The 23,883-nt window shown below is 45.2% G+C and carries 21 protein-coding genes; 10 read left to right on the plus strand and 11 right to left on the minus strand.

All coding sequences use genetic code 11. The annotated features are described in order from the left end of the window. Positions 1-54 precede the first annotated feature (54 nt). From FKN08_RS02930 to pspF, 6 genes are all read right to left on the minus strand, one after another. Positions 55-846: an ATP-binding cassette domain-containing protein gene (locus tag FKN08_RS02930; RefSeq protein ID WP_005393308.1), complete on the minus strand. Its 792-nt coding sequence runs from the start codon at positions 844-846 to the stop codon at positions 55-57. Beyond that, a complete protein-coding gene (locus tag FKN08_RS02935) occupies positions 843-1,838 on the minus strand; it encodes an oligopeptide/dipeptide ABC transporter ATP-binding protein (RefSeq protein WP_005378126.1) in 996 nt (331 codons plus the stop codon). The genes FKN08_RS02930 and FKN08_RS02935 overlap by 4 nt, the downstream gene beginning before the upstream one ends. Continuing rightward, complete coding sequence (locus FKN08_RS02940) at positions 1,838-2,725, minus strand: ABC transporter permease subunit (protein ID WP_005378123.1); 888 nt, start codon at positions 2,723-2,725, stop codon at positions 1,838-1,840. The genes FKN08_RS02935 and FKN08_RS02940 overlap by 1 nt, the downstream gene beginning before the upstream one ends. After that, positions 2,712-3,674: an ABC transporter permease subunit gene (locus tag FKN08_RS02945; protein ID WP_046874787.1), complete on the minus strand. Its 963-nt coding sequence runs from the start codon at positions 3,672-3,674 to the stop codon at positions 2,712-2,714. The genes FKN08_RS02940 and FKN08_RS02945 overlap by 14 nt, the downstream gene beginning before the upstream one ends. Further along, a complete protein-coding gene (gene sapA / locus FKN08_RS02950; RefSeq protein WP_170891308.1) occupies positions 3,674-5,293 on the minus strand; it encodes an ABC transporter substrate-binding protein SapA in 1,620 nt (539 codons plus the stop codon). The genes FKN08_RS02945 and sapA overlap by 1 nt, the downstream gene beginning before the upstream one ends. Positions 5,294-5,498: 205 nt before the next feature. Next, the gene (gene pspF, locus FKN08_RS02955) at positions 5,499-6,509 is read right to left on the minus strand and encodes a phage shock protein operon transcriptional activator (protein ID WP_046874789.1); all 1,011 of its coding nucleotides are present in this window, start codon (positions 6,507-6,509) and stop codon (positions 5,499-5,501) included. A gap of 232 nt (positions 6,510-6,741) precedes the next feature. Here pspF and pspA point away from each other — a divergent pair, with 232 nt between their 5' ends. From pspA to FKN08_RS02990, 7 genes are all read left to right on the plus strand, one after another. Next, positions 6,742-7,413, plus strand: a complete 672-nt coding sequence (pspA, locus tag FKN08_RS02960; protein WP_005393294.1) for a phage shock protein PspA — start codon at positions 6,742-6,744, stop codon at positions 7,411-7,413. A 14-nt stretch (positions 7,414-7,427) separates the two neighbouring features. Next, the gene (gene pspB / locus FKN08_RS02965) at positions 7,428-7,661 is read left to right on the plus strand and encodes an envelope stress response membrane protein PspB (RefSeq protein WP_005393293.1); all 234 of its coding nucleotides are present in this window, start codon (positions 7,428-7,430) and stop codon (positions 7,659-7,661) included. Continuing rightward, positions 7,654-8,043 (plus strand): envelope stress response membrane protein PspC, encoded by a 390-nt coding sequence (pspC, locus tag FKN08_RS02970; protein ID WP_012841944.1) that lies wholly within the window; start codon positions 7,654-7,656, stop codon positions 8,041-8,043. Before pspB ends, pspC begins: the two co-directional genes overlap by 8 nt. Before the next feature lie 162 nt (positions 8,044-8,205). After that, complete coding sequence (locus FKN08_RS02975) at positions 8,206-9,237, plus strand: efflux RND transporter periplasmic adaptor subunit (protein WP_005393290.1); 1,032 nt, start codon at positions 8,206-8,208, stop codon at positions 9,235-9,237. A gap of 1 nt (position 9,238) precedes the next feature. Continuing rightward, positions 9,239-10,336, plus strand: coding sequence for an efflux RND transporter periplasmic adaptor subunit (locus FKN08_RS02980; RefSeq protein WP_170891309.1), 1,098 nt, complete (start codon positions 9,239-9,241; stop codon positions 10,334-10,336). Then, positions 10,333-13,443 (plus strand): efflux RND transporter permease subunit VmeI, encoded by a 3,111-nt coding sequence (gene vmeI / locus FKN08_RS02985; RefSeq protein WP_046874793.1) that lies wholly within the window; start codon positions 10,333-10,335, stop codon positions 13,441-13,443. The genes FKN08_RS02980 and vmeI overlap by 4 nt, the downstream gene beginning before the upstream one ends. A 72-nt stretch (positions 13,444-13,515) precedes the next feature. Next, the gene (locus tag FKN08_RS02990; protein ID WP_170891310.1) at positions 13,516-14,082 is read left to right on the plus strand and encodes a DNA-3-methyladenine glycosylase I; all 567 of its coding nucleotides are present in this window, start codon (positions 13,516-13,518) and stop codon (positions 14,080-14,082) included. A gap of 24 nt (positions 14,083-14,106) precedes the next feature. On the opposite strand, the gene FKN08_RS02995 is transcribed toward FKN08_RS02990, so the two are convergent. The 4 genes from FKN08_RS02995 to cls all read right to left on the minus strand — a co-directional run bounded on the left by FKN08_RS02995 (position 14,107) and on the right by cls (position 19,035). Further along, complete coding sequence (locus tag FKN08_RS02995) at positions 14,107-14,967, minus strand: lipase secretion chaperone (RefSeq protein ID WP_170891311.1); 861 nt, start codon at positions 14,965-14,967, stop codon at positions 14,107-14,109. Between the two features lie 12 nt (positions 14,968-14,979). After that, positions 14,980-15,885 carry a triacylglycerol lipase gene (locus tag FKN08_RS03000; RefSeq protein WP_170891681.1) on the minus strand — a complete coding sequence of 302 codons (906 nt, stop codon included), beginning with the start codon at positions 15,883-15,885 and terminating at the stop codon, positions 14,980-14,982. Between the two features lie 245 nt (positions 15,886-16,130). Beyond that, on the minus strand, positions 16,131-17,339 hold the full coding sequence (locus FKN08_RS03005; protein WP_170891312.1) for a cystathionine beta-lyase: 1,209 nt from the start codon (positions 17,337-17,339) through the stop codon (positions 16,131-16,133). A gap of 241 nt (positions 17,340-17,580) precedes the next feature. After that, positions 17,581-19,035: a cardiolipin synthase gene (gene cls / locus FKN08_RS03010; RefSeq protein ID WP_170891313.1), complete on the minus strand. Its 1,455-nt coding sequence runs from the start codon at positions 19,033-19,035 to the stop codon at positions 17,581-17,583. Between the two features lie 430 nt (positions 19,036-19,465). Here cls and FKN08_RS03015 point away from each other — a divergent pair, with 430 nt between their 5' ends. From FKN08_RS03015 to FKN08_RS03025, 3 genes are all read left to right on the plus strand, one after another. Continuing rightward, the gene (locus FKN08_RS03015) at positions 19,466-20,836 is read left to right on the plus strand and encodes a sodium-dependent transporter (protein WP_043884644.1); all 1,371 of its coding nucleotides are present in this window, start codon (positions 19,466-19,468) and stop codon (positions 20,834-20,836) included. An 81-nt stretch (positions 20,837-20,917) separates the two neighbouring features. Then, on the plus strand, positions 20,918-21,610 hold the full coding sequence (locus FKN08_RS03020) for a TIGR01621 family pseudouridine synthase (RefSeq protein ID WP_170891314.1): 693 nt from the start codon (positions 20,918-20,920) through the stop codon (positions 21,608-21,610). Between the two features lie 31 nt (positions 21,611-21,641). Continuing rightward, entirely contained in the window at positions 21,642-22,583 is a 942-nt protein-coding gene (locus FKN08_RS03025) for a class I SAM-dependent methyltransferase (protein WP_170891315.1), read from the plus strand. Between the two features lie 213 nt (positions 22,584-22,796). On the opposite strand, the gene FKN08_RS03030 is transcribed toward FKN08_RS03025, so the two are convergent. Then, positions 22,797-23,852: a hybrid-cluster NAD(P)-dependent oxidoreductase gene (locus tag FKN08_RS03030; protein ID WP_170891316.1), complete on the minus strand. Its 1,056-nt coding sequence runs from the start codon at positions 23,850-23,852 to the stop codon at positions 22,797-22,799. Between the last annotated feature and the right edge of the window lie 31 nt (positions 23,853-23,883).

Below are 23,883 nucleotides of genomic sequence, written 5' to 3' on the forward strand. Positions count from 1 at the left end.
AAGCCTGCTTTAACGCAGGCTTCTTTACATTTGCACGATGACATCTTTGATAGGCTATTTTGTTTGGTGGCTTGGCGCCTTATAGAAGTGGCTTTCGACTAGGCGTTGAGTAATAGGATGCTCGGGATGAGTCAATACCTGGTTGGTTTCGCCAAACTCGACCACTTCACCTTCATGCATCACCATCACTTTGTCAGTAATGTGCTTAACAATGCCAATGTGTTGAGATACATACACAAATGACAATCCCATCTCTTCTTGCAACTCGAGGAATAAGTTAATGATCTGTGAGCGCATTGCCATATCCAAACCGTTTAACGCCTCGTCAGCGACAATGATGGAAGGTTGAAGAATAAGCGCACGAGCTAAACACACACGCTGTTTTTGGCCTGCCGCTAGCATTTGTGGGTAAAAATAGGCGTGTTCAGGCAACAATCCGACGCGGAGTAGGGTGTTCTTCACACGCTGCATGCGTGCATCTGGCGGCATGTTGGTGTTTCGCTTTAATGGACCTTCCAAAATACGGCCAATCTGGATACGCGGGTTGAGCGATGTGTTTGGATCTTGGAAAATCATGCGAATGAGCTTACAGCGTGTCGCGTAATCTTTGTGCTCCAACCGTTCGCCATTCACACGGATCTCTCCGGAGCTTGGCTCTACAACGCCTGCAAGCATACGGGCAAGAGTGGATTTTCCTGAACCGTTTTGGCCAATAAAACCGATAGTTTGCCCCGGCTCTAACGTAAAGCTCACCGGTTTGACAGCCTCATTAACCTGACGTTTGAATAGTCGGGAGCGCGTAACAAACTGCTTCGATAAATTATCGACTTCAAGTAACGCACTCATGACTTTTTCTCCGTGTTCAATGGAAAGTGGCAGTTAAATTTATGATTCTTAATTCGTCTGGTGTGTGGAATTTCAACACATTGTTTCTGCGCATACGGACAACGTGGACCGAGTCGACAACCGATTGGCAGATGCTGCAATGGCGGAATCGAGCCCGGTAGGGATTGGAGTTTTTGCTTGTGTGGTACCCAATCATTAAAGTCTGGCATCGCTTTAAGCAAGGCATCTGTATACGGGTGCTTGGGTGCTGCAATGATTTTACTGGTATCGGCAGACTCTACCGACTGACCACAATACATTACCGTAATGCGGCCCGCCCATTGTGTGATGGTTGCTAAGTCGTGACCGATAAGCAGAATGGTCGTGTTATTGAGCTGGTTCATACGGCTCAATAAACGCAATATTTGCGACTGGGTAATCGGGTCCAAGTCGTTCGTTGGTTCATCTGCGATTAGCAACTTTGGTTTGGTCGCTATCGCCATGGCAATCATGACTTTTTGGCACTCACCATCAGTCAGTTCATAAGGGTAGCTACCCATTAAACGCTTGTGATCTTTAATGCCTACTTTATGCAGAAGCGCGATGGCCTGTTTTTTACGCCATTTAAATCGCTCCCACCATTTCCCTTCAAACGCACGAGATGGAATGGACTCGATCAACTGACGTCCCACTTCTTCTGAAGGATCAAGACAGGTTGATGGCTCTTGGAAGATCATCGCAATATCACGGGCAATGACACGTCGACGTTCTTTTGGCGTAAGCTGAAGCAAGTCAATATTGCCAAGGCGCATACGGTCCGCGGTAATGCGCCAGTTATCTTTACTTACCCCGACAATCGCTTTTGCAACTAAGCTTTTCCCTGAACCAGACTCACCTACAAGACCACGAATCTCACCTTCATTCAAAGTTAGGCTCATTCGGTCCACGGCTTTGACCAACCCTTGAGGGGTTTCAATCTCAATAGTCAAATGTCGAATATCTAACAACGGCATTATTCGATCCCCGCATTAAGCGCTTGACGTACACCTTCACCTACTAAGTTTAGGGTAATAACGGTAAACATGATGGTTAGGCCGGGTAGGGTTACGGTCCAAGGTGCAATATAAATCAACTCGACAGAGTCACCTAATATCGCTCCCCACTCAGTACTTGGTGCTTGTGCGCCTAAGCCAAGAAAACCCAGCGCAGTAATATCTAAAATCGCAGCAGAGAGCGCGAGCGTGATTTCAGCAGCAATAACCGTCAATATGTTGGGAAGAATTGAGCTCCACAACAAGTAGAAATCGTTCGCGCCATCAAGACGTGCTGCCATGATGTAGTCTTTTTCAACTTCGGTGTGGACTGCGATATAAACAGAGCGAATAAAACGCGGAATCAAAGCCAAGCAGATCGCGAGTAAAATATTGAACCCACCAAAGCCTAGAAATGCCACAAAAATGATTGCTAATAAGAGCGACGGGATCGACATGACGGTATCGAGCAAGTGATTGAGGGTACTCGACAGTAAGCCTTTTGTCATACCTGCTAATACGCCAATCAAACAACCTACGACCGCGGCAATCGCAGTGATGGCAACGGCTGCACCAAATGTAAGTTGAGAGCCCATGATCAAGCGTGACAGAATGTCTCGGCCTAAGTCATCGGTTCCCAAAAAGTAATCAACCGTTCCAGCTGGGGCCCATGATGGCGGCACAAGCAATTCGCCTGACTGTGCTTGGGCATCAAACGGCGCAAGCAGTGGTGCAAAAATGGTAATTAGGACGATAAATACCAAGCACCATAGGCCAAACATGGCTAGCCCGTTGGCGCGGTAACTTCGCCAAAATCGCTCAAACTGAGTTGGAATGCGTTCTTCCTGATAAACGTTATTTGTTAGCATACCATTCCTTTCGAACTAGAGGGTTAATCATCGCGCCAATCAAATCAGAGAGAATATTAGCGGTGAGAACCAAAGTCGCAAGTACCATCACGCCAGCTTGGATTGATGCATAATCTTGGTTTGCCAATGCATCTAACAACCAACGACCAATACCTGGCCAGTTAAAAATAGATTCAGTGATGATAGCCAAGGTAATCATACTGGAAAGCTGAACACCGACTTTGGGGATGATAGGCGGTATCGCGTTACGCAAGACATGTTGAGTTACGATCTCGCGGTTAGAGAGACCTTTGATTCTCGCTGCACGAATGTAGTTTTGGCTCATCACTTCCGCCACCGAAGAACGCATTAGTCCGACAACCTGCGTGGTTGGAGCCAAAGCAAGCACCAAACATGGCAGCACCATATGCTCAATGACGCTTTGCAGTGCGTGAGCGCGGTATTCACCTTTCGCCATGAATGCGTCGATAATGGCAAATCCGGTTACATGATCAATTTCGTAAAGCAGGTCATATCGTCCTGCCACGGGAAAGAGTTGGTATTCCAATGAAAAAACCATGATAAGTAACAAAGCCACCCAAAAAATTGGGGCGGAATAACCAGACATCGACATGAATGAAATGCTGGTGTCGAGCCATTTACCTTGCTTCATCCCAGCCACGGTTCCAAGCGGAATGCCGATCAAAAGGGACACCAAAAAGGCAAAAAAGCACAGTTCCAAAGTGGCAGGGAATACGACGGCGAGCTCGTCATAAATCGCGTTGCCGTTTTTACTTATGCCAAAATCAAGCTGAGAAAGGTTGATTAAGTAAGTTTGCCAACCAGACCAAAAATCAACGTTTGCCCAGTGCGAGAGAGGGTCAAGGCGCAGCAGAGAAAAGCCCACTAACGTGAGGATCATCAAAGTGATGAAAAATAGGTTAAAGCGTCGAACGGTATACCAAAACATCAGTGAATTCTCTCAACTCTATCAAACGGTTGGGCATTGAAAGGGCTTGATTTGAAGCCTGTCAGTGATTTGTCGTGAACACGGAATTGCACACCATGTGCCAGAGGAATTACCGGGAATTCTTGATTTAAAATGTTCTGCGCTTGGCGATATAGGTTCAGACGGTAACGCGGTTCTTGGGTTTCCAATGCCAAATCGAGCAAGAAATCGAAATCATCGTTACACCACATCGATACGTTGAGGCCAACGCGATCAGACTCACAAGATAATAACGGGCGGAAAAAGTTGTCAGGGTCCCCGGTATCGCCAATCCAGCCAGTTAAAAGTAAATCGATGTCGTTGATGTTCTCTAAATCCACACGTTCGAATCTATCATCGGTTAGCAACGTTAACTCAACCCCAATATCGGCAAAATTCGCTTGGATTAGCTCCGCGGTCTTGCGAGGACTTGGGTTAAAGGCGCGTGGTTCAAGTGGTACCCACATGGTCAGCTCTAGACCGTCTTCATAGCCAGCATCACGGAGTAGTGCTAATGCATAGTTACGGTCATAACGAATTTTTACGCTGTCCTTTTGATAGGCCCATGAATTAGGCGGTAGCAATGTATAAGCTTGCGAGCCAGTTCCGTAGTAAACCGAATCTAAAATATTCTGACGGTTAATCGCTAAGTTAAGTGCTTGGCGGACGCGAGCATCACTCAGTGCCGTCGTTTCAGTGTTGATCGCAATAAAGGATACGTTGTTGGCTGGCGTAGCAGTTAGCTCAAGATTGTCATTTTCTTGAATAACGGGTATTTGGCTCGAAATAGGCGAAGAGAGCACATCGCACTCGTTTCTTAAAAGTTTCGCCAAGGTACCAGTGCCTCGATGAGAGATATCGAACACCACTTGTTCCATTTTCGCGGCTGACTTCCAGTAGTTAGAGTGACGTTCCAAACGAATCAAGTCGTTCACTTGGTACTCTTTTAGTTGATATGGGCCGGTACCGATAGGAAGTTGGTCGATTTCTTCTTTATGATCTTTTGCTGCCAGTTGCTGTCCGTACTCCGCAGACAATATGACAGCATGGCTGGTGGCAATATTGGCCAAGAAGGAAAAATTTGGCTGAGATAAGGTAAACCTTACCGTATGCTCGTCAATCGCAGTCACGTCTTGCAGCAGGTTTTGAAAATCTAACCCTGCAAACCATGGATAAAAACCACCACCTACTTGGTGAAAAGGATGGTCTACATCAATGATTCGCTTGAAGCTAAATACCACATCCTTTGCATTCAATGGGCGAGTGGGAGTGAACCAGGACGTGGTTTGGAATTGAACATTACGTTTAAGCTTAAATGTGTATTCCGTTCCTGACTCATTCACAGACCAACTCTCAGCGATATTTGCTACTGGCTGATGTGATTTAGGATCGAGCGTGAGCAGCGTATCGTACAACTGCGGGCTCAGTGCCTCTGCGGTAATACCGCTATCAATAAGCTGAGGGTTAAACGTGGTTGGCTTACCTTGTCCGCAAAACACAAAGCCAGCTTTGCGAATGTCATTGTGGTCAATTTCATCACCACAAGCGGTCAGTAGGCTAATCCCAATAAGGCTCAGCGATAATCTTATAAAAGCATTCATAATATGAAATGTTCATTGGATCTTGCTTGTTTCATTTGATCTTACTCTTTCAGAGCTAACAAGCGAAAATGATCTCGCTAATTTATCACCTTTGTGAACTCGCTCCAAACATAAAATCCATACACTGTAAGGTGTTATGCTTGAAAGACATACAAATTAGAGCGCTGTCACTCGCTCGCTAACCGATCAAGCACCTTCGACCAAGCTAGCTTTGCCCGACTAAACCATATTTTCTAACCATCCCTCGTAATTGGTGGTAGCTCAAACCAAGTAGCTCGGCTGCTTGTCGTTGATTAAACTTGGCCTCTTCCAATGCGCGATTGAGTAAGTGGATGTCTTGCTCTTCTTGCCACTGTTTATAGTCTAGAGGGAATTGAACTGCGCTGCTTGGTGCTTCCTCCTCTTGCTGCTGTTCGGCTTGCTCGGCATTATGACCAAGCGTGTTATTCCAAACTGTTTCAAAAGGATTGAAAATCAGTTCATCAATTGGATCGGCATTGAGACCATGTTGGTAAATAGCACGTTCAATCACGTTTTTTAGTTCACGGACATTACCTGGCCATTCATATTCAAGAAGCGAATGCTGTGCTTTTGAGGTAAAACCGACAAAATATTCGAGCTGAAGTTCACGGCACATCTTCATCGCGTAGTGCTCTGCTAAAGACAGGATGTCTTCCTTTCGTTCACGAAGAGGAGGCAGCATGATGACGTCAAACGCTAAACGATCGAGTAAGTCGGCACGGAAATCGCCTTGTTCCGCCAATTTTGGTAAGTCCGCATTGGTTGCACAAACAAGTCGAACATCCGCATTGAGAGCGGTATGACCGCCAACTCGTTCATATTCACCATATTCGATGACACGCAACAGCTTTTCTTGAACTAAAAGTGGTGCGGTGGCCAATTCGTCAAGAAACAAAGTGCCGCCTTCGGCGCGTTCGAAACGTCCTTTATGCTTGCCCTTAGAACCTGTAAAAGAGCCGGATTCATGACCAAATAGCTCTGAATCTATTAGTCCTTCGCTTAAGGTCGCACAGTTGAGTGATAGTAGTGGCTTATCCCAACGTCTTGATAAATAATGCAAACGCTGGGCGATGAGTTCTTTACCCGTTCCTCGTTCACCAATAATGAGGACTGGACGCTCAATAGGCGCAAGTTGTGATACTTTATCTAGTACTGCGAGAAAAGCAGGTGATTCACCAATCAGGTTTTGCTTCATAAAGTCCTTCTTATTTAACAGCCGAGCCATGATTTACATATGGAGTTGGTGAATTTCACCAACAGTTGGTGAAAAACATCATAGCATAATAGTGCATAACGACAATAAAATGCATAAATTGCTGATTTTAAATGTGATTTTAAGTTGGCATGCTACTTGTAACGTATTCAGGGAGACACAAGGTCAATCACCACCTTGTCGAGTTTTAATAGGAAAAAAGAGGAGTTCCGTTATGGGTATTTTTTCTCGATTTGCAGATATCGTTAACTCAAACATCAGTGCATTGCTGGACAAGGCGGAAGATCCTGAAAAAATGATCCGTCTTATCATTCAAGAAATGGAAGACACACTTGTTGAAGTGCGTACTAACTCGGCTAAAGCGATTGCAGACAAAAAAGAGTTGGCTCGTAAAGTTGAAACGTTAGAAGAGCAAATTGGCGAATGGAGCCAAAAAGCGAGCCTAGCGTTGGTAAAACAGCGTGAAGATTTGGCTCGTGCAGCATTAATTGAAAAGCAAAAGCTTGAGCAAGTGATTAAAGGCCTTCACACTGAGCAGACGTTAGTAGAAGAAACGATCGACAAGCTTACAGGCGAGATCGGTAAGTTAGAAAGCAAAATTGCAGAAACGCGTGCAAAACAGCAAGCACTAGCAATTCGTAACCAAACCGCCTCTAACCGTCGTGATGTGCAAAAACACCTGCACACTAGCCGTACTAATGAAGCGATGGCAAAGTTTGAGCAGTACTCACGTAAAGTGGATGAAATGGAAGCAGAAGCAGATTTGTACGCACAAACTGGTAATGCAAAATCGCTAGAGCAAGAGTTTGCAGAGCTTCAAGCTCAAGACGAAATCGAAAAAGAGTTGGCAAAACTGAAAGAACAGATGTCATCGAAAGATAAATAACAAAGGAGCCATTTATGTCGGCATTTTTTATAGCAGGACCAGTGATTGTCTTTTTAATCTTTGTCGCTCCACTATGGCTCTTCTTACACTATCGCAGCAAACGAAAAACAGATAGTGCACTGTCGAGCCAAGATTTAGAGCGCCTTCAGGTACTATCTGAAAAAGCGGAAGCGATGCAGTCCCGAGTTGATACATTGGAGCGCATCTTGGATGCTGAGTCACCAACATGGAGACGCAAGTATGACTAATCGAGAGCTGTATCGTGACCCAGTAAATGGCAAAATCTCCGGTGTTTGCGCCGGAATCGCCAACTACTTTGGTGCAGAGGTTTGGTTGATTCGTATTGTAGTGATTTCTGCAGCGCTGTTGGGCGGTACGTTTTTGGTGTTGTTAGCATACGTCGCGATGGCGTTTATGTTAGAAAAGCAACCAGTGACGTATTCTGAAAATATCCGAGCGCAACAAGAGCACACACTTAAAAGTAAGCCTTGGCAGAAAGGACAAAGTCCGGACCAATTGCTCAGTGTGTTGGAACGCGATTTTGACCGCCTTGATGGCAAAATCCGTAACATGGAAGCGTATGTTACGTCTGATACATATAGGGTGAATCGGGAGTTCAGCAAGCTCTAAACACTCCGCATCCAAAGAAGATTTAAACGAAGCAGGCGCAAAGCCTGCTTTTTTGTCACAAATTACTAATTTTAAAGCACTATTAATCTTTTCAACTCTGGAAGTTCGCCCAGAATTCATCTACTTTAAAAATAATCCCTTAATTTTTTATGGATGAATGTAATGAGAAGATTGCTCATTCCTGTCGCCATCTCGGCTGTGTTGTCGGGGTGTGGTAAAGAACTTCCCCCTGTTCCAGAACCTGAATCCCGCCCCGCGAAGCTATTTACAGTATCTGTTGGCAATGCCCAATTTGAACGACACTTTCCTGCCACGACGGAAGCTGGTGATAAAGCGGTACTGACGTTTCGAGTTCCTGGACTTCTTCAAACGATTGAGGTGAATGAAGGTCAAGTCGTCAGCAAAGGCGATGTATTGGCTTCATTAAACCCTGATGAATATTCTCTGCTTGAACAGCAAGCTCGGGCAAATTTCGCGCTCGCAGACGTGCAGTACAAGCGATACCAAAAGTTACGTAAAGACCAAGTGGTGTCCGAACAAGACTTTGATGAGGCAAAAGCGAATCACAACTCAGCCAAAGCTCAGTGGAATCAAGCAAAGGCAAATTTAAGGTATACCAAACTTGTCGCGCCATATGATGGTACGATTTCGTATATTCCAGCAGAAAACCATGAGTATGTTGCCGCAAAAGAAGGCGTGATGAATATCCAATCCAACCAACTGCTTAAGGTGATATTCCAAGTCCCTGACTATCTGCTAAACCGTTACACGCAGGGGAGCGATGTCTCTGCCAGAATGGTCTTTGACGCTTTCCCCGAGCAGTCATTTGACTTGACCTTTCAAGAAATCGATACAGAAGCCGATCCAAAAACGGGTAGTTACAAAGTCACTATGGTTATGGAGCGACCATCAGAAATAGGCCTTTTACCGGGCATGTCTGGTAATGCTTACCTCCTATCAAAAAATGCTGGTGCAACAAAAATTCCTAATTCCGCGCTGCTAGAAGAGAACGGCAAAACATACGTTTGGCGTGTTGATGAGCAAGGCATTGTGTCCAAAGCCGCTATTGAGATGAATGACAAAAATCAAGTGTTAGCTGGGCTTAACGATGGCGATCAAATCATTATCTCTGGTGTTAGTGTAATTGAACCCGGAATTAAGGTAAGAGCCTGGATTAAGGAAAGAGGGTTGTAATATGAAAGGAATCATCTCTCTAGCGGCATTATTTTTAACGTTTCTTCTTGTTGGTTGTGGCGATAAGGCACCAGAAAAAGCTCTTGAGACACCGCGTGTAAGAGTTACCTCATTAGCGGGAAATAAGGTGGATGACAACTTATATTTCCCTGCGGTTGCGAATGCAGCGGATCGCTCTCATTTGAGTTTCCGAGTGACAGGAGAAGTCAGCCGCATCATGGTAAAAGAGGGCGATAAAGTCACGAAGGGTGATGTTATTGCAACGTTGGACCCTACTGACTATGAGTTGGATGTAGATAATGCGAGTGCGCGTTTTTCTGTTGTTGACAGTCAGTATCGCCGTTCACGTCCTTTGGTTGATAAAGGTCTATTAGCTAAGTCTCAGTTTGATGAAATTGCAGCACAACGACAAATCGCTCTGGCTGAGCTTAAGTTAGCGAAACTCCGTTTATCATTTACTGCCTTAAAGGCGCCTGTGGATGGGATCATTTCTCGAGTTAATATCGAGCAATTCGAAAATGTCCAAGTCGGACAGCATATCGTCAATATTCATAGTTTGGAGCGAGTAGAGGTGCTGATTCAACTTCCAGACCGGCTCTATGTGAACCAACCGCCAACGGAAGAAAGACTTACCGCGATAAAAGCATTGGTGCGCGTGCCTAGTGGTAATGAGTACAACGCGACCGTGAAAGAATTTACGACTGAGCCAGACCCAACAACAGGCACGTTTACCGTCACATTATCGCTTCCTATGCCGGAAGAAGAATACATCCTAGATGGGATGGCCGTTGAAGTGACCTCCAAAGATAAGAACGTTGGCTTGGATCTCAATTTAGGAATTAATGTTCCCATTGAAGCCATTTTTAATGCGGACGGTGACGAGCTGGGGCGCGAAAACAAATTTGTTTGGGTACTGAGTGATGACAATACGGTATCGCGCAAACAGGTTCGAGCAGGTAAAGCATCTAAAACGTCCATTCAAATCCTTGATGGTCTCATGCTCAAAGACAAAGTTGTGGTTGCCGGTGTTTCTCGGTTAAGGGATGGCATGAAAGTGGAAGTGATACAGGAAATGGCTACGCAGGAGGCCGGTCTATGAGCGATCTTAATAAATCAGCGCCTCAAAGTGATGATGATGTGACCGGTATTGCTGCGTACTTCATCCGAAATCGCGTCATCAGTTGGATGGTCGCACTGATCTTTTTGATTGGTGGTATCGCTGCATTCTTTGGGTTAGGGCGTCTTGAAGACCCTGCTTTTACCATCAAAGATGCCATGGTGGTGACCTCTTACCCTGGTGCGACGCCGCAACAAGTCGAAGAAGAAGTGACTTATCCGATCGAAAAAGCGATTCAGCAGCTTACTTATGTTGATGAAGTGAATTCGATTTCTAGCCGAGGATTATCGCAAATCACAGTCACGATGAAGAACAATTATGGCCCTGATGATCTGCCACAAATCTGGGATGAGTTACGCCGTAAAGTGAATGACCTTAAAGGGACGTTGCCTCCGGGTGTGAATGAACCTCAAGTGATCGATGATTTTGGTGATGTTTACGGGATTTTGTTAGCGGTGACTGGCGACGGTTATAGCTACAAAGAGCTACTGGATTACGTTGATTACTTACGCCGAGAGCTCGAACTGGTTGATGGCGTGAGTAAAGTTTCGGTATCCGGGCAACAGCAAGAGCAAGTTTTCATCGAAGTATCGATGAAAAAGCTGAGCAGTATAGGACTTTCCCCCGATACGGTCTTTAATCTTCTCTCGACGCAAAACGTGGTTTCTGACGCAGGGGCGATCAGAATTGGTGACGAGTACATCAGAATTCAGCCGACTGGCGAATTCCAGAGTGTGGATGAGCTAGGCGATTTGTTGATTACTGAGTCGGGTGCTCAGGGGCTCATCTTCTTGAAAGATGTAGCGGAAATAAAACGTGGTTATGTAGAAGTCCCGAATAATATTATTAATTTTAACGGCAGCCTCGCACTAAACGTGGGTGTTTCTTTTGCTGAAGGCGTCAATGTCGTTGAAGTCGGAAAAGCGTTTGATCATCGCCTTGCAGAGCTAAAGTACCAACAACCTGTTGGTATCGAAATCTCGGAAATTTACAGTCAGCCTAAAGAAGTGGATAAATCGGTTAGCGGTTTTGTTGTCAGCTTGGCTCAAGCTGTCGGTATCGTCATTATCGTACTTCTGTTCTTTATGGGGCTACGTTCAGGTCTGCTTATCGGTTTAATTTTACTGCTGACGGTGTTGGGTACGTTCATTTTCATGAAGTATCTCGCGATAGATTTACAGCGGATTTCATTAGGTGCCTTGGTTATCGCGTTAGGTATGCTGGTGGACAATGCCATCGTTGTGGTTGAGGGGATTTTGATTGGTACTCAAAAAGGGCGAACTCGACTCCAAGCAGCGACCGACATTGTTACCCAAACAAAGTGGCCATTACTTGGGGCAACTGTTATTGCGGTAACTGCATTTGCTCCAATTGGACTGTCTGAAGATTCGACGGGCGAATACTGTGGCACTTTGTTTACGGTTCTGCTGATCTCTTTAATGTTGAGCTGGTTTACCGCTATCTCGTTGACACCATTCTTTGCTGACATCTTCTTTAAAGGCCAGAAGATTAAACAAGGTGAAGGGGAAGAAAATGATCCATATAACGGGGTTATTTTCGTTATTTATAAAAAGTTTCTCCAGTTCTGTATGCGCCGTGCTTGGTTTACCGTTGTGGTGCTGATCGCGGGATTAGCGGCAAGTGTTTACGGGTTCACCTTTGTGAAGCAAGCGTTTTTCCCATCGTCGACAACGCCTATTTTTCAGTTAGATGTATGGATGCCGGAAGGAACTGATATTCGCGCCACCAACACAACGCTTAAAGAGCTAGAAAGTTGGTTAGCTAAGCAAGAGCATGTCGACCATATCACGACGACTGCAGGTAAAGGCTTACAGCGCTTTATGCTAACGTACGCGCCAGAGAAAAGTTATGCGGCTTATGGTGAGATAACCACTCGTATGGAAAATTACGAAGCGTTAAAACCATTAATGGCGAAGTTTCGAGAGTATTTAAAAGCCAACTACCCAGAAATCAATTACAAGCTCAAACAGATTGAGTTAGGTCCAGGTGGTGGTGCAAAAATTGAAGCGCGCATTATTGGCTCTGATCCAACCGTCCTTCGTACGATAGCCGCTCAGGTCAAGGACATCATGTACGCCGATCCTCAGGCAACAAATATCAGGCATGATTGGCGTGAACGAACCCAAGTTCTTGAGCCTCAGTTTAATGAGAGTCAGGCACGTCGCTATGGCATTACAAAATCAGATGTCGATGACTTCTTGTCCATGTCATTCTCTGGAATGACGATAGGCCTTTACCGAGACGGCACGACGCTCATGCCTATCGTGGCTCGCTTACCTGAAGATGAACGCATCGATATTCGTAACATTGAAGGCATGAAAATATGGAGTCCAGCACAGAGTGAGTTTATCCCACTTCAACAAGTCACAATGGGTTACGACATGCGTTGGGAGGATCCTATCATCGTACGTAAGAACCGTAAGCGTATGCTCACTGTGATGGCTGACCCTGATATTCTTGGTGAAGAAACCGCATCGACGTTGCAAAAACGTTTACAGCCCCAAATCGAAGCGATTCAAATGCCTCCTGGCTATTCACTAGAATGGGGTGGTGAATACGAATCTTCTGGTGATGCTCAAGAGTCGCTGTTTACTACCATGCCAATGGGGTACTTGTTCATGTTCTTGATCACTGTATTCCTATTTAACTCTATCAAAGAGCCACTCATTGTTTGGCTTACCGTGCCGCTGGCGTTAATTGGTGTCACCACCGGTTTGTTGGCACTCAACACGCCGTTTGGTTTTATGGCATTGCTCGGCTTCTTAAGCTTATCGGGAATGGTGCTCAAAAATGGCATCGTATTACTGGACCAAATTGAAATAGAAATGAAATCGGGTAAAGAGGCTTATGATGCGGTCGTTGATGCTGCGGTAAGTCGCGTCCGTCCTGTGTGTATGGCTGCAATCACGACGATCCTTGGTATGATCCCACTATTACCAGATATTTTCTTCAAACCAATGGCGGTTACGATTATGTTTGGTTTGGGCTTTGCGACAGTCCTGACACTGATTGTCGTGCCAGTGTTGTATCGTTTATTCCATAAAGTGGCAGTACCGAAACAGGCTTAGTGCTACTGATATAACGATGAAAAGTATCGCGCCTCTAGCTCATCAGTTAGAGGCGCTTTTTAAGGAAGAATAATGACAGAACAAAAAACGTGTGCGTGGGCGATGAATCACCCATTGGAGCGCGAATATCATGATTCCGAATGGGGCGTGCCAGTATATGACGACCAAACCCTGTTTGAATTTATTACGTTGGAAGGTGCGCAAGCTGGGCTTAGTTGGATTACCATTCTTAAAAAGCGCGAAGGATATAGAGAAGCGTTCGAGAATTACGACCTAGATGCGTTGGAACAAAGAAATGAAGAACGTGCTGAATACATCGTGGAAAACTTCGATGTTGTAAGGCATCGCGGAAAGATTAACTCGGTTTTCAGTAATGCCAAAGCGGCCAAAGTGTTAATTGCTGAATACGGAAGTTTATCAGACGCGTTGTGGCAGTTTGTGGACGGCGAACCAATCATTAATCAATGGCAACATATGAGTGACGTGCCAGCTTCGACAGAGCAATCCAAAGCCATGAGTAAGTTCCTAAAAAAGAAAGGCTTCAAGTTTGTCGGTGAAACCATCTGTTATGCTTTCATGCAAGCCGTCGGCATGGTGGATGACCATATCGTTGGATGTCCTAAAAAGCAGAATAAGTAACGTTTGGCGATTAAGCTAATGTTGTTAGTTCTGGCTATCATGAATACGTTCCAAAGCTTCGATTCGACGCCATTGAGCTGCATCGAAGCTTTGTTTTCTTAAAGCAATGATTTCTGCCTGTTTTTCATCTTGCCCTAGAGAATCCCTATTCAGAATATCTTGACGCTGTTTTAAGTAAGTGGTGAGTTGAGTCTCAAATGATGCTCTTTGCTCATCAAGCTTTTGCAGTCTCTGCGCTCCGGCATCTCCCACCAGTGCAACACGGGCGATGTACTTGTCTTGTGAATCAAGCTGAGAAGCTTGCTCGAGTTGCTCCGCTAATGCGTTATTGCGTTCACTTTCTCGGATGTAATCTGGTTGTTCTGATAACGCTTGATTGAGAAGGTGTGTTTGACTCTCGATATCCGATGCCTGTGTTTTAATCGTCAGTTTTTCCAATGCAAGTTGGCGAAGTCGGTTTTCTTCGTCAAACAATTGGGTTATCTGCACTTCGCTAAAGTATTGAAGCTGTAAGTTCAGTATTGCTTCATTCAGCATGGTTAACTGTTCAAGCGTTAGGTGGTTGTGCTCAAAAGGCTCTAATGCTGAGAGCGCTTGCTTGTAGGAAAGGTAGGTCTGAAAAAGTTTGGTATCAATATTCAGAGTTTGCTTTGCTAAAGTGTCATCATTGACTTCCGCTTTGATCGTATCGAGATCTTCTTCGCCCAGCCGGCTAAGAGAATATTCGAAGAAGTCTTTTGGGGAAGAGACATCGGCGGCTATATCTTGCTGAGATTGCGAATGGTTAGAGGTTATCTCTTGTTGTTTGTCGCTTTGCAACAGAGAAAGCGCTCCCACGCCAAATATCGAGAGCAGGATAAAAGTGGTGAGAGCGATTTTCTTCATTGTGATGACCTCTTATAAACCTTGAAGTTTGAGACGATTTGCATGTTGGCGATAAAGCGTGACTGGATCGGTTTCAAAAAGATGATGAATACCGAGTAGACCGTTAATTTCATCCAAATGGTTCATTTGATAATCATCACGTATGACTTTGCCTAAATGTGTGCTGCACGCACCAACTAAGCCATCATTCGGCCCATCAAAGGCTAAGCCAAGTACCATCATGGCAGCGTCAGTCGGATCGAAAACGTTTGTAAAAGTGGATGATCCGGTCCATGAGTAGTAATAAACGCCATTTGAAGCTAGCAAGTCGCCATTACCACATTCGCTAGTAGGCACTCCCTCTGGGTAGTGCTGGTTAAACGCCAATGATCCTTCCGTGGTTAATGCTGCTAGTGAGGCTAAAGGGTCTTGGTCGAGATCAGAACCGCCTGATAGAAGATTAATAAGAGTGGTTAAGCCTTGCGCCAGTTTTACCGCGAGCTGCTCATTACCAGAACCCTCAGATACGGTGCCACGAACTAAATCTGCCACTTTAGACCCTTTATTAACGCCACCGATACTCGTAACTGATGCGACTAGGTCAGGACGGACAGAGGCGACGTAGCGCGTTGTTGGACCACCATGACTGTGACCGATGAGATTGACTTTCTCTGCGCCTGTTGCAGCAAGTAAGGTTTCTACTTGAGCAAGCAGTTGCTCCCCTCTAACTTCGCTGCTGTTGGTCGCGGATACCTGTGCAACATAAACTTTAGCACCGTCTTTCGTTAAGGAATGTGGTATTCCGAAAAAGTAATCTACGCCTGCGAGGGTATCAAAACCAAATAATCCATGAACCAGAACAATCGGATACTTGGTTTGGGTATAACCCGTTGCGGCGTGTACGGTGGTTATTGGGACGGTAATTAAGGTAAAAAGCATTAGCGCTATGAATTTGAGTTTCAAAACTATCTCCTTGTGGTATGACCTCTTATGAATGATAAAAAGTAGGAGAGAAACTCTAAATTTGGAAAGCCTATTTGTGGCACATTATTTCATTCTGTGACTGCTCAATTGAAAAACAACACAAATGATTAACATTAACGAATAGCTGGTGAGAATGTTAGATAATTCTAATTAAGTCAGCGAGTTATAAAAACGCCCCGCGAAGCAGGGCGATTCAATTACTATTTTAGAGAGACTTCTTTTTCTAAAATTAACGCGTTATAGCGTGCAAAACCAGCCTCTAGATCGGCGATCAAGTCATCCACGTCTTCTAAGCCAATATGAATTCGAACTAAAGTGCCCTCAAAGTGTGGGTGCGCTACGGTTCTCAAGCTGTTAAAGCTCTTTGGTTCGTTAGCTAGAATGAGGCTTTCATACCCGCCCCAAGAATAACCCATACTGAAGTGTTTCATACCGTCAAGCAGAGCCGTCGTCGCTTTTGGATAAGACGTTTTGAGAACAAATGAAAACAAGCCGTTTCCGCCAGTGAAATCGCGTTTGAAAAACTCATGGCCAGGGCACGATTCCAATGCTGGGTGGCGGACATGATCAACTTCCGGACGAGAAGTCAGCCACTTGGCGACTTTCAAGCTACTTTCTGCGTGTTGTCTTAGGCGAACATCCAGTGTGCGAATACCACGAAGGCCTAGGTATGCGTCGTCAGGAGAAACGCACTGGCCCATCAAGTAGCTTTGTTCACGTAGTTGAGGCCAGTATTTTTCGGAAGCTACGGCTGTACCTAACATTACATCAGAGTGACCAACTATGTATTTGGTGGCGGCTTGAATGGAAATATCGACACCATGTTCAAATGGTGAGAAGTTCACGCCAGCTCCCCATGTGTTATCAAGCATCACAATAATATCGTGCTCATGAGCAATGCGCGCCAATGTTGGTACGTCCTGCACCTCCATTGTGACTGACCCCGGAGATTCTAGGAAAAGGACTTTGGTATTTGGTTGAATCAAATCACGAATACCTTCTCCAATCATCGGATCATAATAGGTAGTTTCGATGCCCATTTTCTTCATGATGATATTACAAAAATCACGAGTTGGTTCGTAACAAGTGTCCACCATCAGAATGTGATCGCCAGTTTCGACGAAAGAGAGAATCGCATTTGAAATTGCTGCCGTGCCACAAGGGTAGAGAGCACAACCTGATCCACCTTCAATCTCAACCATTGCATCTTGAAAAGCGAAGTGCGTGTTGGTGCCACGGCGACCATAAAATAATGTTTTATTGGTGCGGTTCATGGTGGCTTGGTTCTTCTCTGCAACCGTATTGAATACCACGGTTGAAGCGCGTTGAACGGGTGGGTTTACAACACCGTTTGTCCACTTTTTATCGCGGCCAGCGGTAATGAGCTTGGTTTTTTTGCCCTCTGACATAAAAGTTCCCTGTCTTAAATATTACGATTTTGATTATTTAAAACATGGACGACGTAACGTTTGCAAGGGAAAAGTCAATTATCACCCAATAATAGCCGAGATTATCGAGTGAAGGCGTCAAAGCTGAAAGGTTGAGTTGTAGGCTTAGAGTGTATCGCTAAGGTGGAAAACGTAAGTAGAACAAACCTCCAGCAAGATATTTGAAGCGCTGGAGGTTTTTTTAGTCGGTGTATTTGAGGTATTAGAGGAGTGGATTGAAGAGATAGAACACTCGCTCTAAGAATCGAGAAAATAGGCTTCTTTTCTCCCATTCTTCCAATACAACAGTGTGAGATTGCTTAATATAGCTATCTTGTAACCAAGACATTTGCTTCGTGAACTCTTCGTCGTCAACGGCGAGGGTAACTTCGAAGTTTAGCCACAAGCTGCGCATATCCATGTTTACGGTGCCAACTAAACAGAATTGGTCGTCAATTACGACGGATTTCGTATGCAGCAAACCACCATAAAACTCATAGATTTTGACTCCTGCACACAAAAGCTCACTATAAAAAGCGCGTGATGCCCATTGCACCATCATCGAGTCATTTTTATGTGGAATAATGAGTTCAACATCTATGCCTCGTTGTGCTGTCATCTTTAACGTTTCAAGTAAGTCTGCATTGGGCACGAAATATGGCGTTGTGATTCGTACTGAGCGATTGGCTTGGTTGATTGCCAATGTTAATACTTGATAGATCAGATATTCCGGCATACTAGGGCCAGAAGGCACAACCTGAATAGGGTGTTGGAATTCACTCTCATCGATCTTACATTCAGGTAGTCTCGGTAAATGACGTTCGCCAGTTTCGACTTCCCAATCCCAACAGTGGATAGCACTCAATACGTTTACTGTTGGTCCCGTAATGCGAACCATGATGTCCACCCAATGCCCGACGCCACTGTTTTGTTTGAAGTAAGCCGGGTCAACTAAGTTCATTGAACCTGTATAAGCAATTTCATCATCAATTACGATGATCTTGCGATGTTGGCGAAGATCAAGACGACGTAAGAAAATACGCCACATCTTCACTTCTAGCGCTTGAATAACTTCAATTCCAGCATCCTGCATCATTCGATACCAAGGACTTCTGAAAAAACGTGGACTACCTGCTGAATCGAGCAATAGTTTGACATCTACGCCGCGTTTAGCCGCTTGAATAAGCGCAGAAGCGACAGAGTCAGCCAAACCACCTGGATGCCAAATGTAGAATACCATTCGAATACTGCTCTGCGCGTTTTCGATGTCTTCAATAATGGAATGCAAAATCTCATTAGGTGACTGTTGCAGCGACAATGTATTACCGCTCAATGCGGGAAGACCAAGGCGATTGTTGCAAAGCTCATCAATTCGGTAGATGTGCCTTCCCATCGTTTCTGGATTGTGTGCGTTACAGTCGTTAAGCTGACTGAACCACTTCTCGAATGGTGTAAACATCTCTTTTGCGCGCTCGGCCCGTTTTCTACCTAAGTTCAGTTCACCGAAGAGGAAATAACATGCGACACCCAGAACGGGAAGGATATAAATGATCATTAGCCAAGCTAAAGACACGCTCACTGCACGGCGCTTTAAAACGACACGAATGGTCACACCTGCGACCAGTAACCAATATAGCCCGATGCCAGCTAAAGTAAGAAAGTGATAAAACTTGTCCATATACGCTCAGAGTAATATGCCCTTCTAGGATATTAAGCATAAAAGTTGGTTGGGGGAATAGATTTCCCATTTAGACGTGGGATTGACCTTATATGAGGAACGAATTTCATAACAGCTGATTCTGTTATTTTAATGTGAAAAATAAGGCCATTCTTTAACTTTTGAACAAAAAAGCAGCATTTAACCTGCGTAACTCGACACTTGTGCGATAAATGTACTTTTTTGGGGTTCCAATTTTAAAGGGGAGCTGCTTTACTTTCTAGACATAGTGCGTCGAACGCTTATTTTATAAGTGTACAATAATTTTTACATAAACTTTTTAGACGCCTATCTCTATGCATACACAACAAACTAATTTTGGAGAAAAAGCGTGGCTACAACTAATACAGCAGCACCACGTGATACGTGGGGGTCTAAACTAGGCTTCGTAATGGCAGCAGCGGGTTCCGCTGTCGGTTTAGGCAATATATGGAAATTCCCTTACACAGCGGGTGAGAGTGGCGGCGGTGCATTCGTTGCTATCTACCTTATCTTTGTTATTTTTATCGGCTTTAGCGTGATGCTGACAGAGTTCGCTATTGGTCGTAAGACAGGTCTTTCTGCCGTAGGTGCATTCAAAACAACTGACCGACGCTGGACGTTCACTGGCGTTATGGGAGTCTTCAGTGGTCTTTTGATCATGGGCTTCTACCCAGTGGTTGGTGGTTGGGCATTGGCCTACATCTTTAAAGTGGGCGGTGGTCTACTCAGCGCGCCAGAAGCAATTGGCGACAGCTTTGGCGGTTTCATCTCAGATCCGATTCAACCTTTAATGTGGATGGGTGTTTACCTGTTCCTTAACGTCATGATTGTGATGAAAGGGATTTCGGGTGGTATTGAGAAAGCCGGTAAGGTTCTGATGCCGCTTCTGTTCTTAATCCTAATCGTTGTTTCTGTTAAAGGCTTGATGCTGCCAGGTGCAATGGCTGGCCTTGAGTTCTTATTCATGCCGGACTTTTCTAAAGTCGATAGCAATGTGGTTCTTGCTGCACTAGGGCAGGCGTTCTTCTCACTTAGCTTAGGTATGGGCTGTATGATGACGTACGGTTCTTACCTGAAGAAGAAAGAGAACCTAGTTCAAACAACCGGTATGGTTACTGCGATGGATACAGGTGTCGCGATTCTTGCTGGTGTTGCTATGTTCCCAGCTATGTTTGCCTTTGGCATGGAGCCTGCGGCAGGCCCTGGCCTTGTATTCGTTGTCGTTCCTCAACTATTTGCTGAAATGGGCGGTGTGATTGGGTTGCTATTCGCGTTGCTATTTTTCATCGGCTTGACGGTGGCGGCATTAACTTCTTCAGTATCACTATTGGAAGTTGTCGTGTCTTACCTAATCGATGAGAAAGGCATGAAGCGCTCTAACGCTGTTCTGTCTGCAAGTGCAGTTATGGCGGCATTATGTATTTTTGCGTCACTATCGTTAGGTGGAATGGGACCAACGCTGTTTGGTACAGGTGCCTTTGATATCTTCGACTTGCTAACGGACAAAATCTTCTTAGCGGTTGGTGGTATGTTGGTTTGTATCTTTGCTGGATGGCGCCTAAGCCGTGCTGAGCTAGAAAAAGAGATCACTAATGACGGCGAAGTATCCTTCCCGCTATTTGGATTGTGGTACAACCTAGTTAAATACCTGATTCCTGTTGCGATTGCTATTGTTGCCTTCATGGGGATTAAGTCAGGCTTTGACAGTGGCAAAGGTGAAATCATGCTGCTGGGTATCGCAATCATTGGTCTTGCTGGTATCTTCTCTAGAAAGCTCTAGCTCAGGCCTTGGGGCAAGCCTCGATAGCTTTGTCCGGTAACTTATGTATACTGCTGGCTCCAAACGTGGAGCCAGTTTTTTATGTTCGATATTCTACATACCCATCCCGATTTTCTGATCATCAATAAGCATCCCAACGTCTCTGTTCATAAAGACGATGGCGACACAATGCTGCTGCAAGAAGTGGCTAAGCAGAGTGGTGATGAGCAGCTTTATCTTATCCATCGCTTGGATAAAATGACATCGGGTATTCTGCTCCTCGGACGCAACGCCAAAGCGGCCAGTGCGTTATCGCAAGCTTTTGCTGACCGCCAAGTGGAAAAGTTCTATCTGGCGATTGGCTCTAAAAAGCCGAAAAAGAAACAAGGTTTGGTCATTGGTGATATGGAGCGTTCGCGCCGTTCATCATGGAAGCTGGTCAACAGCAAAAATAACCCAGCCGTCACCCAGTTTTTCTCTCTTGCGGCAGAGCCCGGAGAGCGCCTATTTTTATGTAAGCCACACACTGGTAAAACGCATCAAATCCGCGTGGCATTAAAATCGGTTGGCTCAGGTATTGTTGGTGACCCGATTTACAATGCAGGCAATGAGGCTGATCGCGGTTATCTGCATGCATTTTCACTTTGCTTCCAATACCGAGATGAGCAATATCGCTTTGTTTGCGACCCACGAGAACACAAAATGCTTGGTAAAAAATGGCACAGTGAGACCGTCTCTCAGGGTTTGGATACTTGGCTTTCCCCTTGGGAACTGAACTGGCCTACGATCAAATAACCGTCACAAAGAAAACTAATAAGAGAACTCGATGCAAGCATCACAACTTTCGCTGTTCTTTCAGCATCTAGAAACCGAGCTCGCGCAAGCTCCGAATGAAATTCGTCGACTGTTTCATGGTCGTGGCCGCCGTTTTGAGGGCCTAGAGCAAATCACCTGTGATTGGTTACAAGGTCAGTTGATCATCAATTTGTTTAAAGAAGTCGACGACGCGTTTCTCGCTGAGCTGAAAAGCGGCCTCAATGCGGTGGCACAATCACAACTGTGGGCAGACAAGCAAGGTCGCACTATGGTTCTTCAGCACCGTTATGCCGATGGTGCGCCTTCAGAAGTGCTTGTCGGTGAATTAGACGCTCGCCCTGTCGTTGAAGAAAGCGGTTTGAAATACCAATTGGATATTGGCCGCAACCAAAACTTCGGTCTGTTTTTGGACATGCGCTACGGTCGTGATTGGGTACGCGAAAATGCGAAGCATAAAAACGTGCTCAACTTGTTTGCTTACACCTGTGGCTTTTCTGTCGCTGCCATTGCGGGTGGCGCAGATAAAGTGGTTAACGTCGACATGGCAAAAGCGTCGCTGTCTAAAGGTCGTGAGAACCACAAGCTAAATAGTCATAACATCAACCAGGTAAGCTTTATGGGGCACGATATCTTTAAATCGTGGGGTAAGATTAAGAAATCTGGTCAGTATGACTTGATTATCATCGATCCGCCTTCATTCCAGAAAGGCAGCTTTGCGCTGACTAAAGATTACAAAAAGATTCTACGTCGATTGCCGGATTTGTTGGCAGAAGGCGGCCAAGTGATGGCATGTGTGAACTCGCCATCTGTGACAAGCGACTTCTTGATTGAAAGCATGAAAGAAGAAGCGCCAGAGTTGACATTCCGTGAGCGTCTGGATAACCCACCAGAGTTTATGGACGTAGACAGCGAAGCAGCATTGAAAGTGTTGCTGTTTAGCCAGAAGCAATGACGACGAAACGAAAGTTGTACCTATCTATAATACCAGCCGTTTGAGTACGGCTGGCATCTCCGCGATACCCCGTCAATCTGAATAGCGAGACGCGAGTGTGATTCAGAGTCTATTATCAGAATGAGTTATTCCTAACACGCTGATATTAGGTTTCTGATCTCGCCTAGGCTCGTCGGAATGACGGGAAACAATAAAAGATCGATACCAGCAGCATTAACCGATCTGCACTTCAAGATCCGCTTCGATGGTTGATGAGCAGGCGAGTACATAGCCTTGTTCAATTTCTTCTGGCGTTAATGTTTCTATGCTGGTGGAAGAGACGTTGCCTTGACGAACCTTGCATTTGCACGAGCCACAAATGCCGCTACGACAAGCGACGATTAATGGTAAACCTGCGCCTTCAAGCACATCGGCCAGTACCTGACCTTTTTGCGCATCGATGGTTTGAGCAAAGTCAGGAACAGAAACACGAACAACTTCATCGGAGACCGATGTTTCTGCGCCAGTCGCTGGCGTAAAACTCTCTTGGTAGAAGTTCGTCATGTCAAAACCAAGGTCATTCAAATAGCCGTGAACATCTTGCATAAACTGGCTTGGGCCACACAGGTAAACGGTGCGTTGCTTGAAATCAGGAACAAGCTCTTTAAGCCAGTCGGCATTCAAACGACCTTGTGGGTGTGACGTTCCTTCGCGGTTTTTTAGCAACAGCTTTAAATGGAAGTTGGGATACACAGCGTCGAACGTTTCTAGTTGATCGTAGTAAATCGTCTCTTCTGGGCTGCGTGCGATATGAAGAAATGCGATGTCCACATCGTTGTCGTTTTCATCGTGATTACTCAGCCAGTGCTTTGCCATCGAAAATACGGGCGTGACGCCGCAACCTGCACTGATAAGCAAGGCTTTTGTTTCGCCATCACGTAACACGGGTGGATGGTCGATGCAGTTAAATTCGCCTGCTGGTGGTAATGCTTGAACAGTATCACCGAGCAGCAGCGAGTCAACGATGTAGTTCGATACTTTACCGCCAGATACTCGTTTGATGGTGAGTTGAAGGTGATCGTCTTCATTGATAGAGCTGATTGAATAGGCGCGAAACTCCATTTTTCCATCAATTTCCACGCCCAAGTTAATAAACTGGCCAGGTTTAAACTTAAACAGAAGTGACTCGGTTAGTTCAGCCAATTTGATGCTGACGGTATCGTGTGTTTCGAAGTATTTGTCGATGCAACGGAGCGTGACGGGTTGGTTACCTTGCCATTCAAAAAACATAACAATCTCTTTGGTTGTGGCTATTTTTGGT

Origin of the sequence: Vibrio sp. 1-2 (7-a) (assembly GCF_013048515.1) — a bacterium.
GTDB classification, from domain to species: Bacteria; Pseudomonadota; Gammaproteobacteria; order Enterobacterales; family Vibrionaceae; genus Vibrio; species Vibrio diabolicus.

Bases quoted from the DNA above. Each gene is read 5' to 3' on its own strand.
- FKN08_RS02930 (WP_005393308.1), bottom strand. From the start codon at position 846: ATGAGTGCGTTACTTGAAGTCGATAATTTATCGAAGCAGTTTGTTACG.
- FKN08_RS02935 (WP_005378126.1), bottom strand. From the start codon at position 1,838: ATGCCGTTGTTAGATATTCGACATTTGACTATTGAGATTGAAACCCCT.
- FKN08_RS02940 (WP_005378123.1), bottom strand. From the start codon at position 2,725: ATGCTAACAAATAACGTTTATCAGGAAGAACGCATTCCAACTCAGTTT.
- FKN08_RS02945 (WP_046874787.1), bottom strand. From the start codon at position 3,674: ATGTTTTGGTATACCGTTCGACGCTTTAACCTATTTTTCATCACTTTG.
- sapA (WP_170891308.1), bottom strand. From the start codon at position 5,293: ATGAATGCTTTTATAAGATTATCGCTGAGCCTTATTGGGATTAGCCTA.
- pspF (WP_046874789.1), bottom strand. From the start codon at position 6,509: ATGAAGCAAAACCTGATTGGTGAATCACCTGCTTTTCTCGCAGTACTA.
- pspA (WP_005393294.1), top strand. From the start codon at position 6,742: ATGGGTATTTTTTCTCGATTTGCAGATATCGTTAACTCAAACATCAGT.
- pspB (WP_005393293.1), top strand. From the start codon at position 7,428: ATGTCGGCATTTTTTATAGCAGGACCAGTGATTGTCTTTTTAATCTTT.
- pspC (WP_012841944.1), top strand. From the start codon at position 7,654: ATGACTAATCGAGAGCTGTATCGTGACCCAGTAAATGGCAAAATCTCC.
- FKN08_RS02975 (WP_005393290.1), top strand. From the start codon at position 8,206: ATGAGAAGATTGCTCATTCCTGTCGCCATCTCGGCTGTGTTGTCGGGG.
- FKN08_RS02980 (WP_170891309.1), top strand. From the start codon at position 9,239: ATGAAAGGAATCATCTCTCTAGCGGCATTATTTTTAACGTTTCTTCTT.
- vmeI (WP_046874793.1), top strand. From the start codon at position 10,333: ATGAGCGATCTTAATAAATCAGCGCCTCAAAGTGATGATGATGTGACC.
- FKN08_RS02990 (WP_170891310.1), top strand. From the start codon at position 13,516: ATGACAGAACAAAAAACGTGTGCGTGGGCGATGAATCACCCATTGGAG.
- FKN08_RS02995 (WP_170891311.1), bottom strand. From the start codon at position 14,967: ATGAAGAAAATCGCTCTCACCACTTTTATCCTGCTCTCGATATTTGGC.
- FKN08_RS03000 (WP_170891681.1), bottom strand. From the start codon at position 15,885: ATGCTTTTTACCTTAATTACCGTCCCAATAACCACCGTACACGCCGCA.
- FKN08_RS03005 (WP_170891312.1), bottom strand. From the start codon at position 17,339: ATGTCAGAGGGCAAAAAAACCAAGCTCATTACCGCTGGCCGCGATAAA.
- cls (WP_170891313.1), bottom strand. From the start codon at position 19,035: ATGGACAAGTTTTATCACTTTCTTACTTTAGCTGGCATCGGGCTATAT.
- FKN08_RS03015 (WP_043884644.1), top strand. From the start codon at position 19,466: ATGGCAGCAGCGGGTTCCGCTGTCGGTTTAGGCAATATATGGAAATTC.
- FKN08_RS03020 (WP_170891314.1), top strand. From the start codon at position 20,918: ATGTTCGATATTCTACATACCCATCCCGATTTTCTGATCATCAATAAG.
- FKN08_RS03025 (WP_170891315.1), top strand. From the start codon at position 21,642: ATGCAAGCATCACAACTTTCGCTGTTCTTTCAGCATCTAGAAACCGAG.
- FKN08_RS03030 (WP_170891316.1), bottom strand. From the start codon at position 23,852: ATGTTTTTTGAATGGCAAGGTAACCAACCCGTCACGCTCCGTTGCATC.